Source organism: Aedoeadaptatus ivorii, assembly GCF_900638585.1.
Lineage (GTDB): Bacteria > Bacillota > Clostridia > Tissierellales > Peptoniphilaceae > Aedoeadaptatus > Aedoeadaptatus ivorii.
This window is the reverse complement of sequence record NZ_LR134523.1, coordinates 86091-105884: the sequence shown is the minus strand read 5'-3', so window position 1 is coordinate 105884 and position 19794 is coordinate 86091. Positions and strand designations below refer to the sequence as shown.

Sequence of the window (19794 nt, the reverse complement as noted above, 5' to 3'; positions counted from 1 at the left end):
TGTATCACAGATCGCAAAACGCCCCCGCAAAACGAGGGCGTCTTTTAGTCGCGGTAGAACCGCGCGTGTATTTTTTTGCCGCGCACCTTGACGCTCGCCAACTGGCGAATGGCGTCCTTGGCGACTTCCTTCGGCAGCTCCACCACCGTGTGGCGGTCGCGGATCAGGATATTGCCCACGACGTCCTTGGGGATCGTCGTGTCGTTTTTGAAGATCGCGAGAATCACCTTGGGATTGATCCCCTGCTTTCTTCCCTTGTCCAGATAGATATTGGCGTAAGCGCCGTTTTGCTTCGCCTTCTTCTTGTCCTTTTTGCCTTTCTTGTCCTTGCGCAGGCCCCGGGCGCGGAACTTCTTGCCGTAGTCCACCTGTTCCAGCGCGTCGTGCTTTTTGCCCTGCCCCGCGTCGTCGAGGAGCTTCATGAGGGCGGCGCAGATTTCCACCGCGCCGTATTCCATGGCGAGAAGCGCGTCGACCATCGGCTTATAGAGAGCGATGTCCCCGTCTTCTTCCAAGGCGGCGGCGATGCGGCCCTGCAGATTTTCGCGAGAGCGAGTGTCCATCTCTTCCATGGTGGGAAGCGCCATATAGCGCAGATCCGCCTTGGTGTAGCGGACGATGTCTTCCATCTTATAGATGTCGCGGCCGACGACGAACGAAAAGGACAGGCCCTTTCTGCCGGCGCGGGCGGTTCTTCCGATCCGGTGTACGTAGTACTCCTCGTCCTGGGGCAGGTCGTAGTTGACGACCATATCCACATCGCCCACGTCGATCCCCCGCGCCGCCACGTCGGTGGCGACGAGCATATCGATGCTGGACTGGCGGAAGCGGCGCATGACCGCATCGCGCTGTCCCTGTTTCAGATCGCCGTGCAGGCCGTCGACGGAGTATCCCCGCGATGCCATCTCGGTCACCAGCTCGTCCACCCGTTTTTTGGTGTTACAGAAGACGATGGTGAGTTTGGGATCGTAGATGTCCACCAGGCGGCTTAAGATCTCGGGCTTCATGGCGCCGGTCATCTCGAGATAGTATTGCTCGATATTTTCTACCGTCAGTTGCTTATGGCGAATGCGGATAATCTCGGGATCCCGCTGAAAGCGGGCGGAGAAATCCATAATTTCCTTCTCCATGGTGGCGGAGAAGAAACAGGTTTGGCGCGTCTCGGGCGTCTCGTCGAGGATCGTCTGCATATCGTCCCGAAAGCCCATGTCGAACATCTCGTCGGCCTCGTCCAAGACCGCCACCTTCAGCCCCGAGAAGTCGAGGGTGCGCCGGCGCATATGGTCCATCACCCGGCCCGGCGTACCCACTACGATCTGCACGCCCTTTTTTAAGGCGCGGATCTGCCGATCGATGGCGGTGCCGCCGTAGACCGGCAGAATGTGAATTTCTTTCTTGTATTTTCCGAGCTTGGCGAGTTCGTTGGCCACCTGCAGGCACAACTCCCTGGTGGGACAGAGGACCAGTCCCTGTACGACCTTCTCCCCGGTGACCCGCTCCAATAGGGGCACACCGTATGCCGCCGTCTTTCCCGTTCCCGTCTGTGCCTGGGCGATGACATCGAGTCCCGCAAGTAAGGGTTCCATGCTCTGTGCCTGAATCGGCGAGGCTTCCTCAAAACCCATATCCTCGATGCCCCGTAAGACCTCTTGGGATAGGGCAAACGCATTAAATTTCAATACATCCTCCTAATTTTCATTTCATAAAAAAAGTAGTCGCAAGGACTACCCGTTTCGCACGCGGCGATACTTTGATTCCCTTCCATTATGGGGCAAAGGGGCGGAATGTGCAAGACTTTTCGAAAAGAAAGGATCGGGCAAAGACGCCGTGAAGATTCTTCAAAAACCCCGCCGCCACAGGCGGCACGCAAATGATTTTTGCCGCATTTGTGCTATGATAGAAGTATCGAGAAATCGGGCAAATTCTCAGCCCATCGCGAAGGAGACGAGCAGATTGAAGAAGAAAAATGCCATAGAAAACTATATCGACCGCGCCATCGAAGAGGACGACTTCCACGATGTGGCGGAAATCATCGAAAAGAGCGTCGAAAACGCCATCCACTACTCGAAAATCGGCGCCGGCGCCGTGATGCGGGGCGTCAAAAAGGGCTTTTCGAACGAGCCGGAGCGCCTTCCCGTCAACCGCAATCCCGCCTTTGTGCACCAAAAGACGGCCGCGCCGAACACCTGGTTTTGGCTGCGAAACGGCTTCATACTGACGGCGGCGGCGTTCGCCTTTGCCACCGTATCGAATCTGGGCGATGCCATTCTTTACGGCATGCTGCATTATCTCGGCGACGCCGTCCTTTCTCTCATCACCACCGCCGCAAGCGTCGCCGGCGTGGTCTATACCCACAAGCGCATGGAACTCGCCCGGGACTTTTTCCGCATTCGCAGAGAAATCGCAGATAGCCTCGTTTTAAGCACCGAGGACATCTGCACCGCCTTAAACCGGCCCAAAAACTACGTACTCTCCCAGCTTTCGAAAATGATTCGAAAAGACTATCTACCCCAGGCGCGCATCGTCGAAGACGGCGAGCTCCTGCTTCTCGACCGAAGCGCCTACGAGGCCTATAAGAACAACTACCGCGAAAAATCCGTTACGGTACACGAAAGCCCCCGCTCCCTCGAAGAAAATCAAGACGACCGAAGCGTCGCCATCGCAGAATACAAAAAGATGCTTGCGGAGCAGCTGGAGCAGGCAAAGACCGAAGAGATCAAAAGCCGCATCCGTTCCCTTTTGCCGCTCTTGGAATCCATCGAGCACGCCATCTCCGGCAATCCCGATCGGATCGAAGACCTCAACAAATTCGCCGACTACTACACCCCCACCACCATCAAGCTGGTGGAACGCTACTTGCAGTTCGAATCCTCGACCGTCGCCACCGATACCATTCGCCGCGCCATGCAGGACATCCTGCGCTCCTTGGATACGGTGATAGACGCCTATAAAAAATTGCTCGACAGCTTATATTCCGACGATCTGCTGGAGATGCAGGCCGAGATGAATGTCATGGAAACGGTACTGCGTCAAGACGGGCTATTGGATACGACAAAATAACGACCCGATCGAAAAATATTGGTATACTATAGGTACAGAGGCCGAATCGATTGCCTACGCAAAGGAGACGTGGAGATTGAAGAAGAAAAACGCCATTGAGGACTATATCGACCGCGCCATCGACGACGAAGACTTTCGCGAGGTCGCCAATGCCATCGAAAAAAGCGTGGAAAGCGCCATACAGTACACCAAGGTCGGCGCCGGCGCCTTGATGCGGGGCGTGCGCCGGGGGTTCTCCCAAGAGCCGGAGCGCCTCTCCGTCAACCGCAACCCCGCCTTTGTGCACCAAAAGATCACCGCACCCAATACCTGGTTTTGGCTGCGAAATGTGGCGGCACTGGGTTCCGCGGGGGCCGTGCTGATGTTGTTTCTCTTTTTGTTCAGCGGCATCGGCGGCGCGGTATTCAGCCATTTGATCATGTCGCTGCTATTTGCGGCGGCCGCCGCCGTGGGCGCCCTGGTTACCGTATACAGCCACCGGCAGATGGAGTTTTCCCGGGACTTCTTTCGCATTCGCAGAGAGATCGCAGACAATCTCGTTTTGAGCACCGAGGACATCTGCACCGCCTTAAACCGGCCCAAGCGCTACGTCCTCGACCGCCTGTCGGAGATGATTCGCAGAGACTATCTGCCCCAGGCGCGCATCGTCGAAGACGGCGAGCTCCTGCTCCTCGACCAGAGCGCCTACGAGGCCTATAAGGACAACTACCGCAAGCGGTCGGTCACCGTGCACGAAAGCCCCCGCTCCCTCGAAGAAGAGACGCGGGAACAGGACGACCGCGCCGTCGCCATCCGCGGTTACAAAGAGGCGCTTGCGGATCAACTGAAACGGGCGAAGACCGAAGAGATCAAAGGCCGCATCCGTTCCCTTTTGCCGCTCTTGGAATCCATCGAGCACGCCATTTCCGGCAATCCCGATCGGATCGAGGACCTAAACAAATTCGCCGACTACTACACCCCCACCACCATCAAGCTGGTGGAGCGCTATATCCAGTTCGAATCGTCCGCCGTTGCCACCGACGCCATTCGCCGCGCCATGCAGGACATCCTGCGCTCCTTGGATACGGTCATCGGCGCCTATAAAAAGCTGCTCGACAGCCTGTATTCCGACGATCTGTTGGAGATGCAGGCCGAGATGAATGTGATGGAAACGGTACTCCGCCAAGACGGACTCTTGGAAAAAGACGAGATCAGGAGGAATGAAACAGAATGAACGACGAAATCAAACTGACCTTAGACGGCGCCGATGTGCCCGTCGACGAACCCGTACTCGCGCCCGAAGCGCCGAAGAAAGAACCCAAGGTCAATCTCTCCCCGGCGGAAATGCAGCAGGTCGAGGAATTTGCAAAGACCATCGACCTCACCAACTCCTCGGTGATCCTGCAGTACGGCGTGGGCGCCCAAAAGAAGATCTCGAACTTCTCGGAAAAGACCCTAAATTCCGTACGCACCAAGGATCTGGGCGAAGTGGGCAAACTCCTCGCCGACGTGGTCACCGAGCTCAAGAGCTTTGAGGACGCCGACGAAAAGGGCATCAAGGGCTTCTTTATGCGCTCCGCCAACAAAGTCACCGCCCTAAAGGCGAACTACGACAAGGCGGAAAAAAACGTCGACGACATCGCCCGTATGCTCGAAAACCACCAAATCACCCTGATGAAAGACATTTCGCTCTTGGACCAGATGTACGACCTCAACGAGACCTATTTTAAGGAACTCTCGATGTATATCCTCGCCGGCCAGAAAAAGCTCGAGCAGGTGCGCACCAAAGACCTGCCCGCCTTAATGGCGGCATCCGAAGGGGAAGAGGGCGGCATTCAGGCGCAAAAGATCAACGATATGCAGAATATGGCGAACCGCTTCGAAAAGAAGCTCCACGGCCTGGAGCTCACCCGCATGGTGAGTTTGCAAATGGCGCCGCAGATCCGCATGGTACAGGCGTCGAACACCGTGATGGCGGAAAAGATTCAGTCTACCATCGTCAACACCATTCCCATCTGGAAGAACCAAATGGTCCTCGCCCTGGGCGTGCACCACTCGGAACAGGCGGCGGAGGCGCAGAAAAAGGTCTCCGACCTCACCAACCAGCTGCTCCGCAAAAACGCCGAGACCCTGCGCACCAGCACGGTGAATGTGGCGAGAGAAAGCGAACGCGGCATTATCGACGTCGATACCATTCGCCATACCAACGAACAGCTCATCGCCGCCTTAGATGAAGTGCGCAAGATCCAGATCGAAGGGCACGAGAACCGGGAAAAGGCCGCCCGGGAACTGGAAATCCTGGAAAGCGACCTCAAAACCCGCCTCGCCAATCGCAGAGAACAATAACAAAACGACCTCGCACCATCCTATGCGAGGTCGTTTTTGTATGGCTCTGTGGCCGCTTTCCAAAACTTTGCCTTCCTTTCGCCGTTTTGTAACCCACTATTATATATAATGAGGGCAGAAATCCTATCGAAAACGATTCTGATTCGGCCGATTACGTCGATCGGCGAAGGGAGTCCCCATGCTCGAACAATATCCGTCATTACCCCTTGTGATTATTCTCATTATCTGTGTCGTCGTCGGCGTGGTGACGATATGCACCTTGCTCTACCTGATGTTTGCGGTGATCCGCGAACTGAACGAGTGCCACAAAGAGAGAATGGAGAAAGACGAACTCCGCGCCAAAGACGAGCGCACAGAACGCTAATCGCACGACAGCCGAAAGCAAAGCCCCGCACCATACGGCGCGGGGGTTTTTTGTATCTATTCACATGGCGCTTGAGAAAACATCACGGTAGAAGACGGGGACGAAATCGGAAGGGCGGAACGCTCTTCTTTCGGCGTCGAAAGATACACCCATGTCGCGACGCCCGCGACCAGCACGGCGGAAGCAAGGGCCGTACCTATCACATAGCCCGCAAAGGGGATGGCGCGCTTTATATGCCCATAGATTCCGATGCCCGCCACGCCGAGAAACAGCAGGCTGAATAGTCCGGTGTTGATGCAGAAAATATCTGAATACAATGCAGGTAGTCGTTGTTCATCAGCACCGCCAATACGGCCTCCGACGGCAAGTTGGTACGGAGCAAAAGGGTCAGTCCCAAGCTGATGGGAAATGCCACAAAGGGCAGGATGAATAGCAGTATCGGCAAGGCGTATACGAGCAACAAGATCTTTAATCCTTTTTTGTACGCGTTCTTGTCCTGAAAGTATCGGCTGTTTACGACGAAATTCATCTTCTTCTCCTCCTCGTATCGCACTGTGTTTCTGCGCACATCATACTACAATAAAAGCAATGCGACCGCCGAACAAAAAAAGGCCTGCCGTTTCTTTGTCTTTGTAAACGCACCGTCACTTTTGAAAAACAAAACCCCTGCCGCGGCGGGCAGGGGCGTATTCTTTATTTCCAGTAGTCCAATTTGCTTTCGTCGAGGCCGATGTTTTTGCCCACAAAGACCGGTTCTACATTTCGCTTGCGTTGGTCTTTGTAGTCTCTTAAGGCGTCGAAGGCCTGATCCCCCAAAACGAGGATGGTGGGGATGTTGACGAGCACCATCATCGCCATCAAAAAGTCCGCGATGTTCCACGCGAGTTTCATTTCGATGCTGGATCCGATAAAGATCAGGAGGACGGCGACGATGCGATAGATCAACATAAAGGTCTTGGAGGGCATTTTGCCGTTCAGGTAGTTGAGGCAGCTGTCTACATAGTAGAGATTGCCCAAAAGGGTGGTGAAGGCAAAGAGTACCAGGGACAGGGTGATAAACACATTGCCGTAGCCGCCGAGGACGGTAGAGAGGGCCGCCTGCACATAGGGCGCGCCGGCGAGTTCTTCGGTGGCTGCCACGCCCGATGCCATCGCCATAAAGGCCGTGGCGGAGCAGATGACCAAGGTGTCCAAAAATACCGAGAACATCTGCACGAGGCCCTGTTTGACCGGGTGGGACACATCCGCCGATGCGGCGGCGTTGGGCGCAGAACCCATACCCGCTTCGTTGGAGTACAGACCCCGCTTAATGCCGTAGACCAGAGCCGAGCCGGCGAGACCGCCGAAGATGGCGTCGAAGTTAAAGGCGTCGGCGAAGATGTTTTGGAATACGGTGGGCATATAGTCGAGATTGACGAGGATCATAAAGACGCTCATGGCGACAAACAGCAGTCCCATAATGGGAACCAAGGTCGAGGTCGCCTTGATGATTCGCTTGCCGCCGCCCAGCACGCAGTAACCCGCCACCAGGGCGAGGACGCCGCCGATGTACCAGGAGGTCTTGCCGGGCACGTAAAAGTCGTAGACCTTAAAGGAATCCTGCATATTGAAGGAAGCGAGCATATTGAAGCCCACCGCGTAGGTGAGGATCAAAAATACCGCAAAGAGCACGCCGAGCTTTCTCGAACCCAGCGCGATTTCGATATAGTAGCTGGGGCCGCCGTAGCTGGTGCCGTCTTCGCCGCGGCGCTTGTAGATCTGCGCCAGGGTCGATTCGACAAAGGCCGAGGCGCTCCCGATGATGGCGATAATCCACATCCAGAATACCGCGCCGTAGCCGCCGAGGCAGATCGCCTGGGCGACGCCCACGATATTGCCGGTGCCGACCCGCGATGCGGTCGAGACCATCAGCGCCTGGAAGGAAGAAATTTCTCCCTCGCCATGGGGTTTTTCCCGGACGACCCGAAGGGATTCGCCGAGCATAGAAAGTTGTACGAGACCGGTGCGGACGGAAAAGTACAGGCCCGCGCCGAACAATACGATAATTAAAATGGGATAGTATAAATACCCGTTGATTGTCAGTAGGAGTTCCATGTTCACCTCGTCTTTTCGTTCTTCTGATTTGTTCTTTACGTTCACTATTTTATCACAGAAAACTACAATGTAAAATGAAATTTTGTATTGTAATTTATTTTCTTTGTTTTTGTCTTTTTGCGCATGAAAAATCCCCCGGTCGCGCCGGGGGATGCCTTTTCTATGCTATGTCTTTATTTTCTTGCCACGCCGCACGCACAACCGCGCCTAGGCGCCGAAGCAATCCTCGATCATGGGCAGGTATTTGCGGAGTCTTGCCGCCATGGGTTCGGCAAATTCGTTCGCCTCGAGCATGGCGTCAAGCTCGCTTTTGTCGATCCACTTGTAGTCTTCTACCTCGCTCTTTTGCAATTTGATCTTCTCGACGTTTTTTTCGAGGAGAAAGATTTTCGAGAATTTCTGCGTTTCTTTCATGGCGCCCAAAAAACGCAGCTCTTCGCCCGTCGCCTTGACGCCGACTTCTTCGGAGAGTTCCCGAAGCGCCCCTTCGAGGGCGCTCTCTTCGCGGACGACGCTCCCTACGGTAAATTCCCACTTGTGGGGATATTCTTTGTTTTCCGCCCGCTTGGTGGCTAGGAATTTCCCCTCGGAAAAGAGGATCACGCCCGCTACCAGCACGTATTCGTCGGCCTCTAAGGGCACCGCTCTGTCTTTTAGATAGCCGCGGTATTCGAAGTTTTCGTCGTAAATTCGTCTGAGTTCCATAAACCCTCCTTATAAAAAATAGACCTCTATAGAGGTCTATTCGGATACATTGCTTTTTACCCGTTTCAGCCGGAAAAAATCTTCCCGTTCCTTTTCGGCGAGAATTTCTTCGATTTCTTTTTGCGCCTTTTCATATTTGGGGATCTGGATCTTTTCCAGGGCATTGGCCCGCTTTACAGTTTTTTTGATTTCTTTTGCCAATCGGTAGAGGTCGGTCTCCAATTCCGCGAGCTCGTAGATGCGCGCCCGCATCTCGTGCATTTCGATATAGGCTTGGTCAAAGGCGAAGCTGCTCTCGAAGATGCTGAAGGTGGAGGTTGGCTGAAATTCCTTGTAGTGGATTTCGGGGATCTCTACCCCCATCACGGAGCGGTAGCCGATCTTGTAGGGTTCTTCCTTGGGCATGGATTTGGACATATCGACCACCGCTTCCCAGCCCATGGTCACCGAGGCCATGGTCAGGGATTCGTAGGAATGGGCGAATTTTTCTTCGATTTCCTGTTGAATCGTCGCCGCGCGGTCGTTTAAGCGCATCATCTCGCGCATCAGCACGGCGCGCTTTTTGTCCAAAAGGCCGTACCCCTTTTTGGCAAAAGAGAGGGCGCTTTTGATTTTCATTAAATTGGCTTTGGTCGCCGTCACTTTGTTTGCCATACGATGCTCCTACAGATACTCGTTCAAGATCTTGGGATCGATCCGCACCAGGCTCTCTCTCGGCAGGATGCGGAGGAGTCCCCACGCCGCATCGAGAGTCTCTTCGATGGTCGAGGATTCGTTATAATCCTGGCCGATAAACTCGTTTTCGAAGCGGCGGCCGAATTCCATAATCTTTTGGTCGTTTTCGGAGAGCTCTTCCTCGCCGATGATCTGCGCCAGGGCGCGGATTTCGATACAGCGGGAGTATGAAGCGAAGAGCTGTGCCGATACGTCGGCGTGGTCTTTGCGGGTGTACTTCTCGCCGATCCCGTCTTTCATAAGCCGCGAGAGGGAATTTAAGATGTCTACCGGCGGGTAGATCCCCTGCCCGTTGAGTTCCCGGCTCAGTACGATCTGCCCCTCGGTGATGTATCCGGTCAAGTCGGGGATGGGGTGGGTGATGTCGTCGGAGGGCATGGTGAGGATGGGGATCAGGGTGACGGAGCCGTCGACGCCCTTGATCATGCCCGCGCGCTCGTAAATCGCCGCCAGATCCGAGTACAAATAGCCCGGATAGCCCTTTCTCGAGGGCACTTCCTGCCGCTGGGACGAAACTTCCCGCAGGCTTTCGCCGTAGCTGGTCATATCAGTCATGATGACGAGCACGTGGCGGTGCTGTTCGAAGGCCAGGTATTCCGCCGCGGTCAGGGCGCATTTGGGGGCGATGATCCGCTCCATAATGGGGTCGTCGGCGTAATTCATATAGATGACGACTTTATCCATAACCCCGGCTTCCATAAAGCTGTCGATGAAGTATGCCGCCACCTCGCGCTTTAAGCCCATGCCGCAGAATACGACGGAAAACTCCGCGTCTTCGCCGACGATATTCGCCTGCTTGACGATCTGCGCCGCCAGCTCGTTGTGGGGAAGGCCCGAACCCGAAAAGATCGGAAGCTTTTGCCCCCGGATCAGGGTCATAACCGAGTCGATGGCGCGGATCCCGGTCTGTACGTAGTTACGGGGGTATTCCCGCGCTACGGGGTTCATGGGGCTGCCGTTGACATTGTAGAAGCGGTCGGCATAGACCGGCCCGCCCTTGTCGATGGCCCGGCCGATGCCGTTAAAGGTGCGTCCCAAAATGTCAGGCGAAAGGGGGATTTCGAAGGGCTTGCCCTCAAAGACCACCCGCAGGTTTTCGGTAGAGACGCCCATGGACTCGCCGAATACCTGTACCGTCGCCGCGTCTTCGTCGATGCCGATCACCCGGCCCACCAGTTCTTCCTTGGTGGCCGCATTGGTGATAGAGACGATCTCTCCGTAGCTGACGTGATGGAGTCCGGACAGTTGGATCAGAGAACCTTCGACCGTATCGAGGGATAAATATTCTTTCTTCATACTGTCACTCTCCCATCTGCTCTTCCGATACGCCGTATTCGATCCGCAGCTCCCGGTAATAGTCCTGAATCTCGTTGCTCAGGCGGGTAAAGGCGTTTAAGTCGTCGTTGTCGATATTGTACTTCATATTGACCACCTTGGAAAAGAGCGTCTCGTTTTTGACCTCTTCGATGGAAACGCCCAGATCCAGCACCTGATTGCCCTCTTCGTAGAGCGTGTCGATAATGCGAAGCATCTCGAACTGCTTTTCCAAGGGCACATAGGCGTCGGTGGGGTGGAAGGCGTTTTGTTGCAAAAAGCCGTCCTTGATGATTCTCGAGATCTGGAGCAAAAACCGCTCCTTGTCCGGCAGCACGTCCTCGCCGACGAGCATGACGATCTCCTGGAGCCGCGCCTCCTCGTGGAGGATCCCCAAAAACTTCTTGCGAAGGGTGGGCAGATCCCCGTCGAGGCGGTTATCGTAGTAGTTCGAAAGCGCCTGCACATAGCCCGAGTAGCTGTTGAGCCAGTGGATGGCGGGATAGTGACGCGAGTACGCCAGGTCCTTGTCCAGGGCGAGGAAGGTGTTGACGAAGCGGCGGGTGTTTTCGGTCACCGGCTCCGAGAAGTCACCCCCGGCCGGGGATACCGCGCCAATGGTGGTTACCGATCCCTCCGCGCCGTTTAAGGTCTTGGCGTATCCGCTGCGCTCATAGAACGAGGCGATGCGGGACGGCAGATAGGCGGGGTAGCCTTCTTCGGCGGGCATTTCTTCCAGACGGCCCGAGATCTCGCGCAGGGCTTCGGCCCAGCGGGAGGTGGAATCCGCCATCATCGCCACGTGATAGCCCTGGTCGCGGAAGTACTCGGCGATGGTGATGCCGGTGTAGATCGACGCCTCGCGGGCGGCGACCGGCATATTGGATGTATTGGCGATCAAAATGGTCCGCTCCATCAGGGGCTTGCCCGTATTGGGGTCGATCAGCTCGGGGAAGTCCTCGAGTACCTCGGTCATTTCGTTCCCCCGCTCGCCGCAGCCGATATAGACGATAATGTCCGCATCGCAGTACTTGGCGATGGAGTGCTGGGTCATGGTCTTACCGGTACCGAATCCGCCGGGAATGGCGACGGTGCCGCCCTTTGCGATGGGAAAGAATACGTCGAGTACCCGCTGGCCGGTCACCAAAAGCTGATTGGCATCGGCATATTTTTCGACGGGACGGGGGATCCGCACGGGCCATTCGTGGCTCATGGCGATCTCTTCTTTGCCCCGCTCGGTGGCGATCTTCATCACCGGCTCCACGATATTGTAGTCCCCCGCTTCGGCGATCCAAACAACCTTGCCGCGCGTCTTGGGCGGCACGAGGACCCTATGGTCGATGATCTCGCTTTCCTTTACGGTGCCGAAGATCGCGCCGCCCTCTACGATATCTCCCACCGAGACGGCGGGGACGAAGGGCCATTTCTTTTCGAGATCGAGGTTCATGAGCCCGATCCCCTCGGGGATAAAGTCGCCGTAGAGATCCTTAATGCGGTTTAAGGGCCGCTCGATGCCGTCGAACATATTGCCGATCAGCCCCGGGCCCAGACGCACGGATAGGGGGCCGTCGGTCGAGACGATGTCTTCGTCGCGCTTTAGGCCCTCGGTCTCTTCGTAAACCTGTACGGTGCCCTCGTCGCCGCGGATGGCGATCACCTCGCCGATCAACTTCTTGTCCCCGACCTGCACCATCTCCCGCATGGTAAAGTCGCCCATGGGGCGGCCGATGACGACGGGGCCGTTGATCTTTGCAATTTTTCCTGCTTTAGACATAATCCAACTCCTCCCGGAACAGGCGATAGAGAAGTTTTCCGATTTCGTAGCGCTTTCCTTCGATCTTGGTATAGAGGTCGGAGTTAAAGCTGTAGGTGCGCTCGATGTCGCTGATGGTGTGCCCGCCGATGCGGTAGTCCTCGAGGACAAAGGGCTTTAGGGTAAATCCCTTTTCCTCGGCCCGGGCGAGGATTTCGTCGAGATAGCGATCGGTATCCGCCTGTACGAGGCCGATGCGAAACTCGCCCGGGGTGAGTTCGGCCAAGGAGGCGTCGATGTCTTTCATCAAATCTTCGCCGTAGGCGGGGGTGTGAGTGTATTCCCCGACGCGCGCCCGAATCGCCTCGACGAAGTCTTCCTCGAGCTGGTTCAGCTTTTTTAGCCGAAGCACGCGCTCGTCTTCCCGCGCCTTGGCGATCTGTTCGTTGCCTTGAATCCGCGCCAAATCTTCCCGTCGCTTGACGATGCGCGTCTTTTCCGCTCCGAGCACTTCCGACTTTTTCTTGAGGAGGTCTTTGCGTTCCTCCTCCCAAACTTCTTTTCGCTTGTCCAAATCAAGCATGCGCCGCTTGTATACGACGTTTTCAAAGAGCTCTAATTTATTTTCGATTTGCAGCATTGTATCACCTGTCTACTCCAGTTTAATCCCGATGGCTTCGCGAACGTATTTCAGGATAAAATCCTTTTCGCTGTAGCCCCGCCTGCCGGGCAGGGTGCAGATAAAGGGACTGCGTTTTTTTTCTTTTACCGCGAGCACTTTTTCTTCCAATTCGCGGAAGTCCTTCTCGTTTAAGATGATCATGCCGATCTCCTTGTCGAGAAGCGCCGCGTCAAAGGCGGCATTCAGTTCCTGTGCATCGGAACAATATACCCCTTTAAAACCGCTCATTCTGAGGGCCACGAGCATTTCGTTGTCTCTGGATATGACCCTGGAGCGCATTACAGTTTCCCCAGAATCATAATGGAGATAATCAGACCGTAGATGGCGATCCCTTCCGCCAGGCCGACGAAGATCAGCGTCTTACCCAAGATGGAATCGTCTTCGCTCACCGCGCCCAATGCGGCGCTGCCGACGACGCCGACGGCATAGCCCGTGCCGATGGTGGCAAGGCCCGTAGAGAGCGCCGCCGCCAAAAGGCCCAGGCCGTTCACTTCGGCGGGGGCGGTCGCCGCTTCTACGACGCCGGGGACGAGGAGCACATAGGCCGCCACGACGGTGGGGATAAATACGGCGAGATTGGTCCGCATCGCGCTTTTCAGCTTTGCGCGGTCGGCGGATACGCCCCGCTCGAGATAGATAAAGCCTGCCACGATGGTAGAGATGACGATCAGAGATGCGAAAAATAAAATCTTTTCCATGGGAATCCTCCTATTTTTGTTTGCCTTTCGTGAGGCGGAGCTTGTCGGAACGGAATTCGCGACCGTTGCCGCTGTAATATCTGCTGAAGAGTTCGTAATATTCCAAACGAAGGCCCTGAATAAACACGATCAGGCCCTCCAAGCCGATGATGAGGACATTGCCGAGCACCAGGATCAGTATATTCCCGACGCTATGCGTGGCCATTTCGGCCATTACGTGAAAGGCCATAAAGAGCCCCACGTGGTTGATGGCAAAGGCGCCTACCCGGATAAAGGACACGATGCCCGAAAGCGTCGAGATCAACAGCTCGATCATCGAAAACGAGCTTTCGATAAAGTAGCCGGACTTGCCGCCTTCATAATGCAGCTCGGTGTCGGTGAGTTTGGCGATAATGGGCTTTTTGAAGATCATCAAAAGCATGGAGGCGATCAAAATCGCCGCGGCGACCCACATGGGGAGGATCGTCACCACACCCGCCACATCGAGGATCATCAGAAGCAGCATAATAAAGACCAAAAAGCCGAATAGGCCGTGTTCGCCGAAAAGCCCCCCGGCGACGTCTTTGTTCTTGATGGCGTTTAAGAAGTTCATGCCGTAGGCGAGCAATAAGAGCACGATCCCGAAGCCGATGGCGATGACGAGCACCTGCGAAATGTTCTCGAAGGGCCGCATCCACAGGGCGGGGATCAGTTCTTCGTTGCCGAAGACTGATCCGTACAAAAAGCCGAATACCGTCGACGCCGCCCCCATGCGCATAAGCAGGCCCCCCATATCGGGTTGCCACTTTTTGGCGACCAGCCAGCCCATCAGGACGAAGATCAGCCCCTGCCCCACGTCGCCGAACATGGCGCCGAAGAGGAGCATATAGGTAATGCCGACGAAGATGGTCGGGTCGATCTCGTTGTAGTGGGGAATGCCGTACATGCGAACCAAGAGCTCAAAGGGCTTAAAGAACGAGGGGTTCGATAGCTTCGTCGGCGGCGTAATGCCCTTTTCCGCCGCCTCCTCCCCCTGTACGGTGACGGTGAGTTCGGGGTATTTTTCGGTCCGCTTTCGGATCTCCTCTACCCCGTCCTCGTCGGTCCAGCCGGTGACGAGGAAGTACTTGTTGGAGCGGGCCATCTTCTGCTTCGCCTCTTCCACCCGTCCCATAAAGAGGGCGTGGGCGAGGATGTCTTTGACCTTCTCCCGGTCTTCGGTGTAGATCTTTTCCCGCTCGTCTTCCATGACCGCCATACGGCGGTGGAGGCGCTTTTCGTTCTCTTCCAAATGCGCCAGGGTGTCCTTTGCGGTGCCCTCGGCGTGTTCCAAAATTGGAATGTCGATCCAGTGGAGGGACTTTAAGACCCGGTCGATCTCGTCGGCGACTTCGTTGGGATAGAGGATCATATAGACCTCTTCGTCTTCGAAGGAACCGGTGTGGAATACGAGCGCCAAGAGGTTTTCGTAGCTTTCCTTAAGCCGGATCCGAGACGACTTTTCGAGCCGGCCGAAGCGGGCGGAAAAGTATTCCAAATCGCGGATCTTGTTTAGGTCCACGTCGACGTTCTTGAAGAGCTCGACATTGCGCTTAAAGTTTTCGGCTTCTTCGAGCTTGCGGTTGATGTCTTCGTATTCCTTGCGCAAGGGCTCTACCCGCTCGATCAGCGCCTCAAACCGCTGCGTCTGATCCGACGAGGGATCGATGCGGTGGACGGGGATCGAATCGATGCCGAAGTACTCCACCAGCTTCTGCGCCTCGTTCGCCCGGGAGCGAATGCCCGGGTCTTGGGGAAAAGGCGCCAGATTGTTCAGGTCGACGACCATCTCCACATTGTCTTCCAATCGGTAGATATTGCTGTTTTCAGACAACTGGGTCATGGCATCGACCATGTCCAGCGACTCGGACTCGAGGATATCGAAGAGGATGTCTTCCATATCGTCCAGGCGACCGACGACGCTGAGCATGACCATTTTTTCTACTGCCATACTTCACCTTCCTTTACGGGAATCGTCAACAGATTCCGTATTACTTGCTTTCCGAATCCCAGGCGCAGGCCTTCGAGCACCGTAGATACGTCGCGAACGGCGAATTCCAACAGCACCGAGATCGCCAGTACCTTGGCGATGGTCTGCCCCGCGTGTAAGAAATGCTCCCGGTAGACCTCGGATAAGTCCCGGGACGAATAAATATCGGTCATATGATCTTCTCTGCCCTTTTTGAACAAAAAAGAAAAGGAAGAATGCCCCACGGCCTCCACCAAAGCGGCCACGTCGTCGGCATAGACCCAGTCCTGCAACTTGTGCCGGGGGATATTGCCGCCGCGGATGACGAAGTTCGCCATCTCGGTACTCAGTATGTCGTAGGTCTTCTTACCCCGATAGATGTAGAGGATGTTCAACAGGTCGACGTGGCGATTCAATAGCGCGAGGGCGACCTTTTTGTCCGCGCCCTTTAGCTTTTCCGCCTCTTTGAGGAGGTTTTCGTAATACGCCCGGTCGAGCTCCATTTCGATGTAAAAGAGGATCCGGTCGCCCGGCACGTCTTTATAGACCGAGAGCATGCGCCCGTATTGGGTGTGAGAGAGGATCTCGAACAGGTGCTCCCCCGAAATCTCCTCGTCGGCGGGCAAGAGAGAGGCGTCGAAGGCGAGCATACTGTTTCTCACCATATCGATATTTTCGTGGTGGTAGACCGCCCGAAAGATCCGCTTCAAATCCCGGAGTTCGTAGCGCAAAAGGAGCGCCTCGTAAAACTTTCGGCTCTCGCCCTGAAGATAATAGACGAAGTTCGAGAGCGCCTCGTACACCTTTTTTTCCATCTCCACATTGATCTGTAACAGATCGGGAGAATCGCCGAGGGAAAGCCCCCAGCTCTCTTCGAGGATTTTTACGGCGTCCTTTAAGTTTCCCGCTTCCAGGAGTTTCAGGGGAATTTCTGCTTTCAAATAGCGGGCGTAGACTGCCACCGCTTTCGTATTCACTGCAGCATAATTCACATTACCACCCGCTAAATGTCCAGGAGATTGAAGGCTTCTTCCACCAACTCCTCTTTATGTCGATTGTAAATTTCGTCGACACGATCTAACATCTTGCGATTGTTTTCGGCGATTTCGTCGACGACCGCGCGGGCCTCGCCGTAGATCTCGTCGTATTGTTCGCGGGCCACCTGCTTCGAGCGCTCCCGCTGTTCTACCTCCATCTCTGAAAATATTTTCTGCATCTGCGATTTTTCGTTGCGGATGGCGGATTCCTTCGATTCCACCATCTTCTTTGTCTTTTCGTCCAAGTCTATGACATTTCGAATTAACTGTTCCAAAAAACATAGCCCCTTTCCATACAACGGCGGGAACGGAAATCCGTTTTCCGCAATTCATCAACATTATAGTACTCTCGATCTGCTAAAGCAAAACTATCGGAAAGAATCCGAAATCTTGCAGTATATAAGAAGGAAATTACTCAATTTTCGCTGTAAATCATATAATATATGCAATTTCCGATTCTGCCGGCGGCGGTATAGTTTTCCTTGTACTTTCTCTGATTTTTCGGATAAAATTTTTTTGGCCTTTTCGCTTAATAGGAGAGAAGTTCTCCCGTCGCCTTGTGATTTTTTGAAACCCACATCGATATCCTGAAATTCTCCCCGTTTTCCCGCCGCCGGCCGCCGCGTGAGAAGTCGCGAGGCAGATGGAAAATTTGTTGCAAATTTTATTAACCCCACCGTGAAAACAAGTCGGTTTTTTGGTATAATACGGTTAAGTAGTTTTATTTTGCATTAAGGGAGGTGCATTTTTTTGCACATAAATCGATTTACCGGTGATTCCATAGACACCTATATTCTTACCCTGCTGAACGAAAACAGTCGGACGTCCTTGAGCGATATCGCCAAAAAGGTCAGTCTGTCCGTTTCTGCCACCCGAAACCGGATCCACCGCTTAGAAGACGCCGGCGTCATCGCGGGCTATACCATCCTATTGGGCGGAGAAGAGGACGATTCGTATATCCACTCCTTCTGCCTGATCGACATATCCGAGGAAGACAACACCCTCGACGAATTTATCGAATACGTAAAATCCTCCCCCGAAGTGACCGACTGCTGGAAGCTGATGGGAGAGTATCAATTTTTAATCCGCATTAAGTCCACTTCTTCCAAGGCGCTCGACGATTTTCTGATGCGCCTGCGGGAAAGCATCACCATCAAGCGCACCAATACCATCGGCGCCTTGAATCAGGTGAAGGGCAAGGACATTCGCGAACACAACACGATCCGCATTCAGGAAAAATAATTTTTCCCACAAAAAACGGAGCTTCTCGTTCTCGGGAGGCTCCGTTTTTGTGTCTCTATCGCTTGACCGCCCCGGCGGCGAGGCCCGAGACCAGGAATTTTCGAAAGAGGATCGCCGCGATCGCCGGCGGCAAGACCGACACTACGCCCACCGCGGCGATGGTGCCGTAGTCGATGGCGTATCGGGTCATAAATTCCGAAAGGATCATCGTCAGCGGCTTATTTTCGTAGGACGAGAGCAGGATCATGGGGATCATATACTGCTTCCACGCCATCAGAAAGAGAATCAGGGTGGTGGTGAGGAGGATGGGCTTTGAAAGCGGCAGGGCGATGCGCGTAAAGATCTCGCGCTCGCTGAAGCCGTCGATTGCCGCCGCCTGCCACAGTTCTTCGGGCAGCTCTTTGATGTAGTTCATCATAATCCAGGTGTTGAGCGGCAAAAACGAGGAGATATAGATGACGCAGTTCCAAAAGATATTGTCCAAGAGGTCCAATTCGCGGAACACATTGTAGACGGGGATGATGGTGGTAAACACCGGGATCACCACCGTGAGCAGCAACAGGCGGACATAGAGCGTTTTGTGGGGAAAGTCGAAGCGCGCTAGCCCGTAGGCGGTCAAGTACGAGATCGGCACGCCCAGGGCGATGGTCAGCAGCGAAATCTTGATGCTGTTTGCGAGGCCCCCGAAGACCGCCTGGTGCGCCTTGCTAGAGGCGTCGAAGATGTCCGCGTAGTGGGTGAAGAGCACGCGCGAGGGGAGAACCCCGCCCCCGGCGGTGAGCATCTCCTGCTCGGGGCTGATGCTGATGATAAAGCACCACACAATCGGCCCCAGGCTGAAGAGGACGATCAGCGCCACACAGAGGATATAGAGTACATGCTTTCGTTTCATAGTTTACCCCTTATATACCTTTTCGACGGTCATATTGCGCACGTAGAAATAGCCGAATACGGCGGAAATCGCCATAATGACATACGAGATCGCGCTCCCCAAGCCGAAGTCCAAAAACTGGAAGGTGGTGGCGTAGTTGTAGACGAGGAGCGTCTGGTTCTCGAACTGGTAGCCCGAGAGGGCGATGACCTCGTCGAAGACATTGATCGCCGTGGTGGTGAGATTGATCAACACGATCCCCAAAGACGGCAGAATCAGCGGCAGGGTGATATAGCGAAAGGTCTGAAAGGGCGTGCTCCCCTCCAGCACCATGGCCTCGTAATAGGTGCGGGGAATGTTCTCGAGATTCGAGAGGATGACGACGGCGGAAAAGGGAACGATGCGCCAGGCGACGACCACGGAGACCACCAAGAGAAAAAGCCGGCGGTCGACGATCCAGTTGACGGGCGATTGGATCAGCCCCGCAGCCTCCAAGAGCTTGTTGACAAGGCCCGGGCCGGGAAAGAAGATAAACTTCCACATAATGCCGTTTACGATGGGCGGAAGCGCCCAGGGCACGATGACGACGGCCATCAAAAGCGGGGTGATGCGGGTCTTTTGGTGGAGCACCAGGGCGATGGCGAGACTCACCGCCATGCCGATGACGATCACCATGGCGAGCACCGCCAGGGAATTTAATAGGGCGGATCGGAATTCCGCGCCGGTAAGGACTTGGGTGTAGTTGACCGCGCCGACGAATTCCTCGTTCAGCGGCTCCGTGAGATTCATATGCTTTAGGCTGTAGCCGAAGGTGATCAGCACGGGAAAGAAGACGGAAAATACCATCAACAGCGTGCAGGGCACGAGAAAGAGGGCGGCGCGCTTGGCGGATTGTTTCATAGGATACCTCATACGAAAAAAGCCGGG

20 protein-coding genes are annotated in these 19794 nt (G+C 54.9%); 5 read left to right on the top strand and 15 right to left on the bottom strand.

The annotated features are described in order from the left end of the window. Nucleotides 1-44: 44 nt before the first annotated feature. On the bottom strand, nt 45-1679 hold the full coding sequence (locus EL294_RS00555) for a DEAD/DEAH box helicase (RefSeq protein ID WP_232006480.1): 1635 nt from the start codon (nt 1677-1679) through the stop codon (nt 45-47). Nucleotides 1680-1953: 274 nt separating this feature from the next. On the opposite strand from EL294_RS00555, the gene EL294_RS00550 reads away from it, so the two are divergent. From EL294_RS00550 to EL294_RS00535, 4 genes are all read left to right on the top strand, one after another. After that, nucleotides 1954-3060, top strand: a complete 1107-nt coding sequence (locus EL294_RS00550) for a 5-bromo-4-chloroindolyl phosphate hydrolysis family protein (RefSeq protein ID WP_164715155.1) — start codon at nt 1954-1956, stop codon at nt 3058-3060. Nucleotides 3061-3136: 76 nt separating this feature from the next. Then, nucleotides 3137-4273, top strand: coding sequence for a 5-bromo-4-chloroindolyl phosphate hydrolysis family protein (locus tag EL294_RS00545; protein WP_164715154.1), 1137 nt, complete (start codon nt 3137-3139; stop codon nt 4271-4273). Then, nucleotides 4270-5385 carry a toxic anion resistance protein gene (locus tag EL294_RS00540; RefSeq protein ID WP_126464594.1) on the top strand — a complete coding sequence of 372 codons (1116 nt, stop codon included), beginning with the start codon at nt 4270-4272 and terminating at the stop codon, nt 5383-5385. Before EL294_RS00545 ends, EL294_RS00540 begins: the two co-directional genes overlap by 4 nt. A gap of 178 nt (nt 5386-5563) precedes the next feature. Further along, nucleotides 5564-5749: a hypothetical protein gene (locus EL294_RS00535; RefSeq protein ID WP_126464593.1), complete on the top strand. Its 186-nt coding sequence runs from the start codon at nt 5564-5566 to the stop codon at nt 5747-5749. Between the two features lie 229 nt (nt 5750-5978). Here EL294_RS00535 and EL294_RS00530 read toward each other — a convergent pair whose 3' ends face one another. From EL294_RS00530 to EL294_RS00475, 12 genes are all read right to left on the bottom strand, one after another. Continuing rightward, nucleotides 5979-6278, bottom strand: coding sequence for a hypothetical protein (locus EL294_RS00530; RefSeq protein WP_126464592.1), 300 nt, complete (start codon nt 6276-6278; stop codon nt 5979-5981). Nucleotides 6279-6442: 164 nt separating this feature from the next. Beyond that, complete coding sequence (locus tag EL294_RS00525) at nt 6443-7843, bottom strand: alanine/glycine:cation symporter family protein (RefSeq protein ID WP_126464591.1); 1401 nt, start codon at nt 7841-7843, stop codon at nt 6443-6445. A gap of 207 nt (nt 7844-8050) precedes the next feature. Then, the gene (locus EL294_RS00520) at nt 8051-8548 is read right to left on the bottom strand and encodes an NUDIX domain-containing protein (protein WP_126464590.1); all 498 of its coding nucleotides are present in this window, start codon (nt 8546-8548) and stop codon (nt 8051-8053) included. 36 nt (nt 8549-8584) lie between these two features. Next, nucleotides 8585-9202 (bottom strand): V-type ATP synthase subunit D, encoded by a 618-nt coding sequence (locus EL294_RS00515; RefSeq protein ID WP_126464589.1) that lies wholly within the window; start codon nt 9200-9202, stop codon nt 8585-8587. A 9-nt stretch (nt 9203-9211) separates the two neighbouring features. Next, complete coding sequence (locus EL294_RS00510) at nt 9212-10579, bottom strand: V-type ATP synthase subunit B (protein ID WP_126464588.1); 1368 nt, start codon at nt 10577-10579, stop codon at nt 9212-9214. A gap of 4 nt (nt 10580-10583) precedes the next feature. Further along, nucleotides 10584-12371: a V-type ATP synthase subunit A gene (locus EL294_RS00505; RefSeq protein WP_126464587.1), complete on the bottom strand. Its 1788-nt coding sequence runs from the start codon at nt 12369-12371 to the stop codon at nt 10584-10586. Continuing rightward, complete coding sequence (locus EL294_RS00500) at nt 12364-12990, bottom strand: hypothetical protein (RefSeq protein ID WP_126464586.1); 627 nt, start codon at nt 12988-12990, stop codon at nt 12364-12366. The genes EL294_RS00505 and EL294_RS00500 overlap by 8 nt, the downstream gene beginning before the upstream one ends. A 12-nt stretch (nt 12991-13002) precedes the next feature. Next, entirely contained in the window at nt 13003-13311 is a 309-nt protein-coding gene (locus tag EL294_RS00495; RefSeq protein WP_126464585.1) for a V-type ATP synthase subunit F, read from the bottom strand. Next, nucleotides 13311-13730, bottom strand: a complete 420-nt coding sequence (locus EL294_RS00490) for an ATP synthase subunit C (RefSeq protein ID WP_126464584.1) — start codon at nt 13728-13730, stop codon at nt 13311-13313. The genes EL294_RS00495 and EL294_RS00490 overlap by 1 nt, the downstream gene beginning before the upstream one ends. 10 nt (nt 13731-13740) lie before the next feature. Continuing rightward, complete coding sequence (locus EL294_RS00485) at nt 13741-15699, bottom strand: V-type ATP synthase subunit I (protein ID WP_126464583.1); 1959 nt, start codon at nt 15697-15699, stop codon at nt 13741-13743. Beyond that, a complete protein-coding gene (locus EL294_RS00480; protein WP_126464582.1) occupies nt 15690-16709 on the bottom strand; it encodes a V-type ATPase subunit in 1020 nt (339 codons plus the stop codon). Before EL294_RS00480 ends, EL294_RS00485 begins: the two co-directional genes overlap by 10 nt. Before the next feature lie 11 nt (nt 16710-16720). Next, on the bottom strand, nt 16721-17029 hold the full coding sequence (locus EL294_RS00475; protein WP_126464581.1) for a hypothetical protein: 309 nt from the start codon (nt 17027-17029) through the stop codon (nt 16721-16723). A 475-nt stretch (nt 17030-17504) separates the two neighbouring features. Here EL294_RS00475 and EL294_RS00470 point away from each other — a divergent pair, with 475 nt between their 5' ends. Then, nucleotides 17505-17996, top strand: a complete 492-nt coding sequence (locus tag EL294_RS00470) for an Lrp/AsnC family transcriptional regulator (protein ID WP_126464580.1) — start codon at nt 17505-17507, stop codon at nt 17994-17996. Between the two features lie 55 nt (nt 17997-18051). Here EL294_RS00470 and EL294_RS00465 read toward each other — a convergent pair whose 3' ends face one another. Together EL294_RS00465 and EL294_RS00460 are read right to left on the bottom strand one after the other, a co-directional pair. Next, nucleotides 18052-18888 carry a carbohydrate ABC transporter permease gene (locus tag EL294_RS00465; protein WP_126464579.1) on the bottom strand — a complete coding sequence of 279 codons (837 nt, stop codon included), beginning with the start codon at nt 18886-18888 and terminating at the stop codon, nt 18052-18054. 3 nt (nt 18889-18891) lie between these two features. Next, nucleotides 18892-19767 carry a carbohydrate ABC transporter permease gene (locus tag EL294_RS00460; protein WP_232006479.1) on the bottom strand — a complete coding sequence of 292 codons (876 nt, stop codon included), beginning with the start codon at nt 19765-19767 and terminating at the stop codon, nt 18892-18894. Nucleotides 19768-19794: the final 27 nt, after the last annotated feature.

What these genes read in the sequence shown, in the direction of transcription:
- EL294_RS00485 (WP_126464583.1), bottom strand. Translation starts at nt 15,699, where the DNA reads ATGGCAGTAGAAAAAATGGTCATGCTCAGCGTCGTCGGTCGCCTGGAC.
- EL294_RS00535 (WP_126464593.1), top strand. Translation starts at nt 5,564, where the DNA reads ATGCTCGAACAATATCCGTCATTACCCCTTGTGATTATTCTCATTATC.
- EL294_RS00530 (WP_126464592.1), bottom strand. Translation starts at nt 6,278, where the DNA reads ATGAATTTCGTCGTAAACAGCCGATACTTTCAGGACAAGAACGCGTAC.
- EL294_RS00495 (WP_126464585.1), bottom strand. Translation starts at nt 13,311, where the DNA reads ATGCGCTCCAGGGTCATATCCAGAGACAACGAAATGCTCGTGGCCCTC.
- EL294_RS00460 (WP_232006479.1), bottom strand. Translation starts at nt 19,767, where the DNA reads ATGAAACAATCCGCCAAGCGCGCCGCCCTCTTTCTCGTGCCCTGCACG.
- EL294_RS00540 (WP_126464594.1), top strand. Translation starts at nt 4,270, where the DNA reads ATGAACGACGAAATCAAACTGACCTTAGACGGCGCCGATGTGCCCGTC.
- EL294_RS00490 (WP_126464584.1), bottom strand. Translation starts at nt 13,730, where the DNA reads ATGGAAAAGATTTTATTTTTCGCATCTCTGATCGTCATCTCTACCATC.
- EL294_RS00505 (WP_126464587.1), bottom strand. Translation starts at nt 12,371, where the DNA reads ATGTCTAAAGCAGGAAAAATTGCAAAGATCAACGGCCCCGTCGTCATC.
- EL294_RS00465 (WP_126464579.1), bottom strand. Translation starts at nt 18,888, where the DNA reads ATGAAACGAAAGCATGTACTCTATATCCTCTGTGTGGCGCTGATCGTC.
- EL294_RS00500 (WP_126464586.1), bottom strand. Translation starts at nt 12,990, where the DNA reads ATGCTGCAAATCGAAAATAAATTAGAGCTCTTTGAAAACGTCGTATAC.
- EL294_RS00520 (WP_126464590.1), bottom strand. Translation starts at nt 8,548, where the DNA reads ATGGAACTCAGACGAATTTACGACGAAAACTTCGAATACCGCGGCTAT.
- EL294_RS00525 (WP_126464591.1), bottom strand. Translation starts at nt 7,843, where the DNA reads ATGGAACTCCTACTGACAATCAACGGGTATTTATACTATCCCATTTTA.
- EL294_RS00510 (WP_126464588.1), bottom strand. Translation starts at nt 10,579, where the DNA reads ATGAAGAAAGAATATTTATCCCTCGATACGGTCGAAGGTTCTCTGATC.
- EL294_RS00515 (WP_126464589.1), bottom strand. Translation starts at nt 9,202, where the DNA reads ATGGCAAACAAAGTGACGGCGACCAAAGCCAATTTAATGAAAATCAAA.